We start from the raw sequence: 11,159 nt of genomic DNA, 5'->3' as shown, positions 1-11,159 counted from the left end.
AAAGAATAAAAAGACCCATATCAGATGTAGAAGATGTGGTAAAAACACTTACCATGTACGTAAAAAAGTCTGTGCTTCTTGTGGATTTGGTAAATCCAGCAAATTAAGGAGATACAGCTGGCAAAATAAAAAACCAACTACTAGACAAAGATTAGTATAAGTTGGTTGAAATATTGAAGATTATTTTAATAATCTTCTTCAAAATACTTTTTTTGATTAAACACTAATTTAATGAAAACTTTTTTTCAGATAACTTTATAAACTATTTTTGATTAATTTAGTTCTAAGCAAATGAAATGTTTTTTAGGAGGTCAAAACATGACTGATTTAAATGATATTGCTCGTGAACAGGATGTAGATTTAGAAAACTGTGTCGTTTTTGTAAGAGGTAATGATGATATAATGGCTGTTGACATTTCCAATGCTGGAATTAGGCAAAGAAGTGATGATACAATGGGATTCACTTTTTCAATTGCTCCAAAACAGGCATTGGCACTCGAAGAATTTTTCAATAAGTTTGCAACAGGCGAAAAGTTCTATTTTGATATTTCACAAACAGGCTACAGGCCTGTTTACTACAGGGGTCTGTCTCCAATGACCAAAGAGGTCAGCAAGGAATATGAGCCTAAGTTCAACATTACCTTATTTGCCCAAAAGGCAATCGTTGAACCTGAAGATTCCTATTTCGCACCGACTTGCGAGTGTTGTGAGTTTTGCCATATAGATTAGGTGTTGGATTTTCATTAATCCATCCCAACAACTTTTTTTCATCATCGACAATAATTTAATATAATTCATTTGACAAATGTCTTAATGATTATTATGGCTTATGAAATTAAAAACAAAAAAAACATATCAACAATTGGAGTGCATGCTGGCCAGGAAGAGGTGGATGAAACCGGGTCAAGGGTAACTCCAATCTATCAGACCACATCTTATGTATTTGATTCACCCGAACAGGCTGCAAATAGATTTGCACTTAAGGAAGGGGGAAATATCTATACAAGATTGACAAACCCTACAACAGAGGCATTCGAAAAGAGGATGGCTGCCATTGAAGGCGGGACAGCTGCTTATGCGACAGCTTCCGGAATGTCTGCTATTTTTTATGCAATCATTAACCTGACACAGGTGGGGGACAATATCGTTTCTGCCGATAACCTGTACGGTGGAACCTATGAGCTTTTTGAAAATACCCTTGAGGAATTGGGCAGAAGCGTGACATTCGTTGACTCACAGTCTCCCGAATTATTTGAAGAGGCTATAAACGATAAGACAAAAGCGATTTATGTCGAATCAATCGGAAATCCTAAATTGGACATTCCTGATTTTGACAGGCTGGCAGAAATTGCACATTCACATGGCATCCCATTGATAGCGGACAACACCGTTGGTATCGGATCTGTCCGTCCATTTGACCATGGGGCAGACATCATTTCCAGCTCCGCTACAAAATACATTGGAGGCCACGGTACTACCCTTGGAGGAATCATAATTGAAAAGGGTGACTTTGACTGGATGAACGGAAAGTTCCCTACATTATCCGAACCTGATGCAACATACAATGGCCTTGTATTTGCCGAAACCTTTAAGGGAGCTGCATTCACAACAAGAATAAGGGCAGTTGTCGGAAGGGACACAGGTGCCGTTCCATCTCCATTCGGATCATTTCTATTGCTGCAGGGTTTAGAAACTCTTGGATTAAGGATTGAAAGGCATGCTTCAAATGCAATGGCTGTTGCAGAGCATCTTGAAGCCCATCCTAAGGTTGCCTGGGTAACATATTCAGGTTTGGAGAGTTCACCAAACCATGAGGTCGCAAAGAAATATGCTGAAAATGGTTATGGAGGAATAGTTTCATTCGGACTTAAGGCAGGCTATGACGGTGCGTTGAAATTCATTGAAAGCGTTGAACTGCTGTCCTTTTTAGCAAATATAGGTGATGCAAAATCATTGGTTGTCCATCCTGCTTCAACCACTCATTCTCAATTGTCTGAAGAGCAGCAACTCTCCACTGGTGTAACTCCTGATTTGATTAGGTTTTCAGTGGGTATTGAAGACATTGAAGATATTCTGGCTGATGTCGACCAGGCATTGGATAAGGTTTAGTATAAGAAGTTTTTTCTAAACTTCTCTTTTTTTCTTTAAAGCTTTTTATTTATTTTACTTAAATAGTCCTGTTCTGCATATATTAATGTAGGAGGATGAAATTATTTTAACTAGAAAATTTATTTTTATATTGCTTATTATGATATTTGCAATCGGAACTGTTTCATGCGTTAATGCTGAGAATTTAGATAATGCCACTCTTGCTGATTGCGGGCAGGAAGTTATGGCAGATGATTTGCATGAGGATATCTGCTCTGTTGGAAGAGATTGCGACTCTGTGGAAGAAATCGGTTCACAAAAGTCTGTTGAATCCGCAGTATCAACAATCCCTGCAGAAATTAAGATTTCACAGTCAGGGTCATATTACGGTGAAAAAACATTGAAAGTTAAAGTCATTGATGAAAACAAAACTGCACTGTATCCAATTCCGGTAAGTCTCAAGTTTTCAAATGGGAAAACAGCAACTGTCATTACAAAGTCCAATGGCGAGGCAACTTATAAGCTTCCATTCAATCCTGGAAATTATGGTGTTGTTGCAAAAATTGATTCTAATATATTTAAGGTAAATAATGTCAAGTTAAACAATATTAAGATCAAAAATGCGCCTGCAGAAATAATCCTGAAGAAGCTTTCAACATCTTTCAGGGCCAAGAAATATTTCCTGGTAAAGGTTGTAAATTCAAAAACCAAAAGGGGCATAGGTGGTGTCAAATTACTTGCAAAGGTGTATAGCAAGGGCAAGGTTAAAAAGATTCGTTTCAACACTGATTTGAAAGGTATTGCGAAATTCAACACTGCAGGTCTGGATGTAGGTTTGCATAAGATTAAAATACGTGAAATCTCCAAAGGCGTCACTGCAAAAGCCAAAACCAGCAAAATCAAGGTCAAAAAAGCGCATACAACCTTTTTGGATGAAGTTGGAGCCATCTATATCAAAGAAGGTGGAGATTATTACATTACAGTTTTCAATAAGAACACTGAAAAACCGATAAAAGGTGCCAAACTCACGGTTAAAATCTATGATGGTAAAAAAGTATACAAATATGTAGTTAAAACAGGCAAATATGATGCCCATATAGATTTGAGCCATTTGGGATTGGGCACATATAAGGTTGTGGTGAAATTTGACGGCAATTCCAGGTATAAGAAATCTACAGGCCGTGACTATATTGATGTAGTCAGAAGTTCAGGAAATGTAATCTTTTAAGTATATTTCATTTTAAAATCAGTAAATTGGCATTCTGGAAATGTTGATTCATTTCCAGTAATCCAGTTCCTCTTCATTAAGTCCAATGGAACTTCCTTTAAATATAGGTGTTTTTCCTTCTTTTCTCTGATTTTCATAATTTTCTAACGGACCTTCTATTTGGGAGGGGAATGATTTCTGATTAATTTCCATTCTTTTTTCTTTAGTAAAGTTTTTCATTTATATAATTTATTAAGGTAGATAATAATATAAAGAATCAGCAAGGACTTTTGCAATAAAAATAAGTGAGGTTGTTATGTTGAAAATCAAGGGATTTATGTTGGTTGGCATTATTGTGCTGGCCATTTTAACTATTGGCGCTGTAAGTGCATCCGATAATGTCACTGCCAATGATGCGGTTGCTCTTGAAAGCGATTCGAATGATACATTGGGCGATGGATCATACTATGATGATGATTTTTATGTGTCAGCTAAGGAGGACTACACCCAGGATAAACAGAATTGGGATTCCAATGACATCGTTTACATTTCATCATATTCACAAAAGAACGGCACTTTCAAGGTATATGTGGATGATGCTGAAAAGAAAAGCTATGATATTACAGATGGTCATTTTGCGGTAGAGGAGGGATATAATGTATATTACCAGTATGTTTATCCCAATGATATTGGAATTGTGGATTGCGGAAAATACAGTATCAAGGTAAAGTTCAACGACACTACCCTGATTGACACTCTTGTCAATGTGTCTGAAAAGGAGGACTTTGACATCTGGCTTCAAAACCCATATTACTGTGAGGAGGATTATTGGCAATATCCCGGATTCATCACAATAGATTCAAATCACCATAATACTGGAACATTGGAGATATTTGTCAATGGAACTCTCAAAATCAGCTATGATGTGGTCAGCGGCAATTTTACTCCGGAAATTGCCGATTGCAGAAACACATCAAGATATGTTGCGGCATCTGATTTGTTTGACGGATATGGCACATACAGGATTCAAATCAATTTTACTGAAAACGGAGCAATCAAATCATTGGTGGATGAGACTGTTGCAGTGGCCGAATTTGAACCTACAACCGATCCTAAACTTGAAGTTTATCTTAATTATCCGGTTCTGCATTTGCTTGATGATAATGTGGCATACATTTATTTGCCTCGTGAATCAACCGGTAAATTGACTGTAACTTATAATAATGAGAAAGATAAGGAAATATCCTATTCCAAAGGACGTGCCACATATTATATTAACGCATGGACCTTAAACCATCTGGGCGAAAACACATTGACATTCAAATACGTTGGAGATGATTTCGGCACTCTACAGACAGCTGTCAAATGCATTGTCGTTCCGTCCGTCACCTCTCCAACCTATGCGAGCGTTGGTGAGAAATTTGAAATTTCCATGATTACTCATGATTGGGTTAACGGCATGTTCAATGTTTATGATTACAATTCAGGCAAAAAGGGCAAGCTTCTTTCATCAGGAACAATAAGCGGTGGAAAATCCAGCGTTAAATTGTCAAGCAGCACGGTCGGATTGAATAAATTCTATTTGGAATTCGCTTATCCTGGAGGATATTATCCGCTGATTCAGGAACTGTACATAGTTAAGAACAGCGAGAATATCAAAGTCTCTGTTCCAGCTGAGGTCAATGTGGGATCTGATGTTGTCGTCAACATTACCGCTCCGGCCACATCCATCAACTTTGCATACATTACCGTCGATGGAGTGAACTACGGATTTTTCAGCATGGAAAACGGTTCAGTTGTTGAAACTTTTTCAGGACTCGCAAAAGGTTATCACAGCATTTCAGTCCAGTATAATGATGGATATTACTCTGATGGAAAATTACTTGGGGATGTATATTCAAACACATTCACAGTTAGTGTAGGATTGCAAACCAACATGGCTGCGCCACAGGTCAATACGGTTTATAATGTTGCTAAAAACTTGGTAATCACACTTAAAGACTCAAAAAACAGTGCACTATCAGGTAAAACCATTAAAATCAAATTGAATGGCGTCACTTATACAAGAACAACCAATGGCAAGGGCCAGGCTATGGTTTCAGTCAAATTGCCTGCAAAAACATACAATGCAGCAATCAGCTTTGCCGGTGACGACAATTACCTTGCATCAAGCAAAAATGTCAAGATAGTTGTTGGAAAAGCTACACCTAAAATAACTGCTAAAGCAAAGACATTTAAGCTTAAAACAAAAACTAAAAAGTTCACTGCAGTTTTAAAGGACAATAGGGGAAGAGTGATGAAGAAAGTTAAACTTACCTTGAAAGTTAAGGGCAAAACATACAAGGCAACAACAAACTCCAAAGGCAAGGCAACCTTCAAAATCACTAAACTGAATAAAAAAGGAAGCTATAATGCTAAGATTACCTTTAAGGCAAATTCAAATTACAAAACTGCAACCAAGACAGTTAAAATCAAAGTTAAATAGGGAGTTCATCTCCCTTATATTTTTTTTTATTTACTATTTTTTGTCGACAAGTTGGATTTTTTATAAATTCTGTCTTGGATAAAGTCTTGGCTTTACTTATTTTAAATATCTATTTCAACAAATTCTTTGTTAGGGGTGAGTGATATGGACGGCAAATACCTTGATGATTTTGAAAAATTAAACGAAACATCCGAAAGCATTTGTGATTTAGGGGATTTTGATGTCCTTATCGTTCTGAATGACGGAACCAACTTGACCGATTGGAGCGAGGTTGATGATAGGTTGGATGTGTTGTTTGCAAGTGAAGATCTCTCAAATGTGGTCAGCCTAAAAGAAAGATATGCTGATTTGAATAATTTAAAGGCGGTTGTGCTTTCGAATATTACAAATAAAACCCATTCAATGGAAGCTATGTTTAAGAATTGCTTTAGATTGGAGGATGTCCGAACAATCAATTGCGATACTTCAAATGTAATCAGGATGAATGACCTGTTTTTGGAATGCAATAACTTGAGCGATATCTCATTTTTAAGAAATTGGGATGTTTCAGGGGTGGAGGACATGTCCTCTATGTTTGATGTCTGCTTTTCACTTGGGGATATTTCTCCATTGGAAGAATGGAACGTTTCCAATTTGAAGAACGCCTCATTCATGTTCAATGACTGCCATACTTTGGAGAATATCAATGCCTTTAAAAATTGGGATGTTTCAGGACTTTTAAACATCAATGCAATGTTTGGAGCCTGTAATTATCTGAAGGATTTGTCTTCCCTCTCCGATTGGAATGTTTCAAATGTATGCAATATGGAATCTCTTTTTGAGGGATGTGATTATTTGGATGATATTTCACCCTTGGCAGGCTGGGATGTGGGCAATGTGAGAAATATGAACTGCATTTTCAAGGATACCAATGTTAGAGACGCAAGTTGTCTTGATGGATGGAATGTGAAGATCACAGATAAAAGAAATATTTTCAGGGATTGTGAGATTTCAAAGAAACCCGAGTGGGCTCAGTGAAAATAAACTTATATCATTTAAGACAAATCATTAACTGATGAAATCTCTTGAAAGAACACTCAAATCAGTTAGTGAAAATCCACAATATATTTTTAGGCTGACCATACAGGGAGTTATGGTGGGCATATTTGCAGGACTGATGGTTTGCCTGTATAGATTCCTTCTTGCAGGTTCGGAAAGTGTTTTAAGGGATTACTTAAGCATAATACATGGGAATGTATTGTACATAATTTTATTTTTCATTGCCTTGGCTCTAATGGGCCTTTTAATCGATTGGTTGACCAAATGGGAAGTTGACTCTTCCGGAAGCGGAATACCTCAGGTTTATGCTGAGGTAAAGGGACATATGGAAGCTAATTGGGCGAAGGTGCTTTTCTCAAAGATTGTTGCCGGTGTTCTGACAGCTCTTGGCGGTCTGTCACTCGGTCCTGAAGGTCCGTCAGTCCAGATTGGTGGTATGGCCGGAAAAGGTATTGCAAAATTGTTTAAAGGATCGAAAACCGATGAGCTGAGACTTATTCTTGTCGGTTCTGCAGTTGGTATCACTGCAGCGTTCAATGCACCTCTTGCAGGTGTGATATTTGTTTTTGAAGAGATAAATCATGGATTTGACAAGACTCTTGTTTTCATTGCACTGGTATCTGCTATAGTATCCGATTTCATATCAAAAGTGATTTTTGGTCAGGCCACAATACTGTCCTTTCCAATAATTGATTTTCCTCTTGAATCTTATTGGATTTTAGTTGTATTGGGTCTGTTCATTGGAATTTTAGGTTACATTTACAATGTGGGCATGATTAAATCAAGTGATGTCGTTGCAAATTTGAGGATTCCGTCCTGGCTTAAGTTTGTCTTGGTATTCATGATATCCGGTGTTGTGGCACTGACCATTCCTGAAATCAGTGATGGGGGTCATTTCATGATGGACATGCTTGATGTAGCTGTCCCTTCACTTGGCGTTTTGGTGTTTTTGCTTGTTTTGAAGTACATATTTTCAATGTTTTCATTCTCATCAGGTGCTCCTGGAGGCATATTCTTGCCTATTCTGGTATTGGGGGCTTATATAGGTGCGGTATTCGGAAGCATTTTTGTGCCTGCATTGGGTTTGCATCATGACCTGATTTACAGGTTCATTGTAATCTCCATGGCAGGATTTTTCGCTGCAACCGTCAGGTCACCGATTACAGGCATCGTTTTGCTGGCTGAGATGAGCGGATCAACCGAATCGCTAGTGGCAATGATTATCGTTTCTTTAATAGCATATGTTGTCCCTACACTTCTGGGCAACGAGCCGATTTATGAGTCATTATACGACAGGCTGCTTTTAAGGAAAAATCAGGAATATGTTAAAAAGCCTTCAAAGCATGTCATGTCAGAGTATGTGGTTCCTTTGGATTGCAATTATATCAATTTCAAAATCAAGGACATTCCTTTCCCAAAAAATGCCATTGTGGTATCTGTAATAAGAAACGGCAAGTATGTCATTCCAACCGAAGATTTCCAAATAAGATATTCCGACCAGATTCAGGTTCTGACTGATTCCAATGATTATCCGTTTGTAAGGCAAGAGATTGAAGATTTGTTCGGTGATTAGATGAGTTTGATTTTCAAAAGACAGAGCATACGCAAATATACAGATGAAAAGGTTTCCGATGACATAATAGAGAATCTGCTGAGGGCAGGGATGCAGGCACCTTCTTCATGCAATGCCCAGCCTTGGGAGTTTGTTGTCGTATCAGAACCTGAAGACAAAAAGGCCATTTCTCAAATGCATAAGTTTGCAAAGCCTGCAGAAAATGCATCACATTTGATTATAACCATCGGAAATCTCAATGATGCAAAGGTCATAGGCATGATCGAGCAGGATTTGGGGGCATGCAATGAAAACATACTCTTGCAGGCAACTCATGAGGGATTGGGTGCCGTATGGCTGGGTTTTCATCCGATTGAAGACCGCACATTAAAACTGAAGGAGTATCTGAATATTCCCGATTATTGCATTCCATTTTCTGTCATCTGTGTAGGCTGGCCCGCTCACGAAAGCGAGGTAAAGCTTAGATATGATGAGTCAAAAGTCCATTTTGACAGATACTGATCTACATCACTTTTAAACCTTTCAAACATTGAATTGTTAAAGAGTACTTATTTTAGGTAAATTTTGTGATATGGTTATATACTATATTGAACAAACTTATATCCATTAACGAGGATTAACATGGCAAAAACTGATTTGTATGATTTTGAACATCTGAATACAACTACCGAAAGTATTTATGAATTGAGGGAATTTAATGTTTTAATTGTCCTGACTAACGGTACTAACCTGACCAATTGGAAAGATGTTGAAAATCGTGAAGACATTTTATATATTAGTGAAGATTTGTTCGGTGAAACTAACATCGAAGGAAGGTACAAGGGTTTGGTAAATCTTGAAGCTATAGTTACCTTTGGTGTTGGAAACATCACAAGTACAAAGGACATGTTTTCCGGATGCGAATCATTGGTTGAGATTGCCTCTCTCGATAAATGGGATGTTTCTTCAGTAACTGACGCCAGCAACATGTTTGATGGATGCTCCAGCCTGGAAGACATTTCCGCATTGGAAAACTGGAACATGTCAAATGTTGTTGACATGTCCTGCATGTTCAGGGGCTGCTCTTCACTGGCGGATGTTTCTGCCCTGAATAACTGGGATGTTAGCCATGTTGAGGATATGCATTATATGTTTGCAGATTGTGTTTATCTTAAGGATATTTCCGCATTGTCCAAATGGGATGTTAGCAATGTGAGGGATGTGGCATGCTTGTTTGAGTTCTGCACTTCACTGGAGGATATTTCCGCTTTGAAAAACTGGAATTTGGTTAATGCATTCAATATAACTGCACTGTTTCGAAGTTGTGCAAGGCTTAAGAACATTTCTGCACTGTCCAATTGGGATTTAGGCAAGATGGAAAACAATAAAAGTCTCTTGTCACTATTTGCATATTGCTATTCTATAAAAAGCATCGCTCCTTTGAAGAAATGGGATGTGTCCAACATAACCAGAATTTCCGGTCTTTTTGAAGGTTGCGTTTCACTTAAAAGTGTTTCAGATTTGAAGAAATGGGACGTTTCTAATGTAACTTCATTTGATTATCTGTTTAAGAATTGCTCTTCCCTAACCAATATTTCCGGTTTGAAATCATGGGATATCTCAAATGTCCAGTCATTAAAAAGCATGTTCAAGCATTGTGAAGACTTGGAAGATGTTTCAGACTTAAAGGACTGGGATGTAAGCAAAATCAAGTCAATGGAGGGCATGTTCAAGCAATGTGATTCTTTAGTTGACGTTTCCAGTCTGTCTGATTGGAATTTGGCAGATGATGTATGTCTGGATCATATTTTTGACGATTGCGAATTGTTGAAAATATATCCTAAATGGTTTGAAGAGGAAGTCATGAAAAATCATAATTTTGACATGGAATCCCGACAGAGGGTCATTGAAAATCTTGATGAATCGTTCTTCAAAACCCATGATCTTAATGACTTGAGCAAAGAAATGCAATTTTTAATAGTTAAGTTAACCAATAATCAATCACTTTTAGCTTACATTGTTGATAGGACTGAATTCAAGGATATCTCAGGCATAGCTCTAAATAAGATTACTGATGAAGGCGTCCTGAGCGAAATCGCTCTTCATGACCACAATTATGATGTTCTGCCTTCAAGCGACAGTTCAAATCCTCTGAAGTTAAATCTCTTTTTTTATAACCGTGAAAAGGCATTCTTGAAAATCGAAAATCAGACCATGCTTGTAAACATAGCCAAAGAAAGTCCGCATACTTTTAAAAGCATCGAATATCTTGGTGAATATGTTGACAAGGAGGATATATGGGTCGATATAGCTTTAAATGCGCAATCTAAGGGTGTCAGATTTTTTGCTTTTACAAAACTTCAATCCGAAGCCGCTTTCCAAAGGATTATTGATGAGTCATCTGATGAAAAGCTTTTAATCATATCTCGCAAAAGAATTGAGATAGAATAATTGCTAAAATCTTTTAGTCAAGTTTAAATAAGAATAACTATAAATTTTTACACAATAACTTAATGTTTTAAGTTAAATTATTTAGAGGTTAAAACTATGGTAAGTGTAAACGTAGAAGCTAAAAAAACCGTAGATGTAATGATTGAAAAAGCAGATGAATTAAACATCGCTGTTGCAACTTTAGATAATGGTGCTACTGTTATCGACTGTGGTGTAAATGTCGATGGAAGCTTTAAAGCAGGAGAACTTTATACTAAAGTTTGTCTTGGTGGACTTGCAGATGTTGGAATTTCAATTCCTGGAGATTTATCTGAAAAATTCGCACTTCCTTCAGTAAA

11 protein-coding genes are annotated in these 11,159 nt (G+C 37.4%); 10 read left to right on the top strand and 1 reads right to left on the bottom strand.

The genetic code is table 11. The features are described 5' to 3' along the window. The 4 genes from ACJMML_RS02315 to ACJMML_RS02300 form a co-directional block, all read left to right on the top strand. Positions 1-160, top strand: a 160-nt coding sequence (locus tag ACJMML_RS02315) for a 50S ribosomal protein L37e (RefSeq protein ID WP_405305784.1), incomplete at its 5' end; no start/stop codon positions are given. A 158-nt stretch (positions 161-318) separates the two neighbouring features. Continuing rightward, on the top strand, positions 319-729 hold the full coding sequence (locus tag ACJMML_RS02310; RefSeq protein WP_405305783.1) for a hypothetical protein: 411 nt from the start codon (positions 319-321) through the stop codon (positions 727-729). Positions 730-822: 93 nt separating this feature from the next. Beyond that, positions 823-2,109 carry an O-acetylhomoserine aminocarboxypropyltransferase/cysteine synthase family protein gene (locus ACJMML_RS02305; protein ID WP_405305782.1) on the top strand — a complete coding sequence of 429 codons (1,287 nt, stop codon included), beginning with the start codon at positions 823-825 and terminating at the stop codon, positions 2,107-2,109. A 139-nt stretch (positions 2,110-2,248) separates the two neighbouring features. Beyond that, positions 2,249-3,316 (top strand): hypothetical protein, encoded by a 1,068-nt coding sequence (locus tag ACJMML_RS02300; RefSeq protein ID WP_405305781.1) that lies wholly within the window; start codon positions 2,249-2,251, stop codon positions 3,314-3,316. A gap of 48 nt (positions 3,317-3,364) precedes the next feature. Here ACJMML_RS02300 and ACJMML_RS02295 read toward each other — a convergent pair whose 3' ends face one another. Then, positions 3,365-3,535 carry a hypothetical protein gene (locus ACJMML_RS02295; protein ID WP_405305780.1) on the bottom strand — a complete coding sequence of 57 codons (171 nt, stop codon included), beginning with the start codon at positions 3,533-3,535 and terminating at the stop codon, positions 3,365-3,367. 76 nt (positions 3,536-3,611) lie between these two features. On the opposite strand from ACJMML_RS02295, the gene ACJMML_RS02290 reads away from it, so the two are divergent. From ACJMML_RS02290 to ACJMML_RS02265, 6 genes are all read left to right on the top strand, one after another. Next, complete coding sequence (locus ACJMML_RS02290) at positions 3,612-5,780, top strand: hypothetical protein (protein WP_405305779.1); 2,169 nt, start codon at positions 3,612-3,614, stop codon at positions 5,778-5,780. A 144-nt stretch (positions 5,781-5,924) separates the two neighbouring features. Beyond that, complete coding sequence (locus ACJMML_RS02285) at positions 5,925-6,797, top strand: BspA family leucine-rich repeat surface protein (protein WP_405305778.1); 873 nt, start codon at positions 5,925-5,927, stop codon at positions 6,795-6,797. Positions 6,798-6,834: 37 nt separating this feature from the next. Continuing rightward, positions 6,835-8,391 carry a chloride channel protein gene (locus ACJMML_RS02280; RefSeq protein WP_405305777.1) on the top strand — a complete coding sequence of 519 codons (1,557 nt, stop codon included), beginning with the start codon at positions 6,835-6,837 and terminating at the stop codon, positions 8,389-8,391. Next, entirely contained in the window at positions 8,392-8,892 is a 501-nt protein-coding gene (locus tag ACJMML_RS02275) for a nitroreductase family protein (protein ID WP_405305776.1), read from the top strand. A 120-nt stretch (positions 8,893-9,012) separates the two neighbouring features. Then, positions 9,013-10,821 carry a BspA family leucine-rich repeat surface protein gene (locus ACJMML_RS02270; protein ID WP_405305775.1) on the top strand — a complete coding sequence of 603 codons (1,809 nt, stop codon included), beginning with the start codon at positions 9,013-9,015 and terminating at the stop codon, positions 10,819-10,821. Between the two features lie 96 nt (positions 10,822-10,917). Beyond that, the coding region (locus ACJMML_RS02265) for a methenyltetrahydromethanopterin cyclohydrolase (RefSeq protein WP_405305774.1) at positions 10,918-11,159 on the top strand (242 nt) is incomplete at its 3' end.

Origin of the sequence: Methanobrevibacter sp., from assembly GCF_045130115.1 — an archaeon.
GTDB lineage: Archaea > Methanobacteriota > Methanobacteria > Methanobacteriales > Methanobacteriaceae > Methanocatella.
Note: the sequence above shows the minus strand (reverse complement) of the source record. Positions and strands in the feature narration are given on the sequence as shown.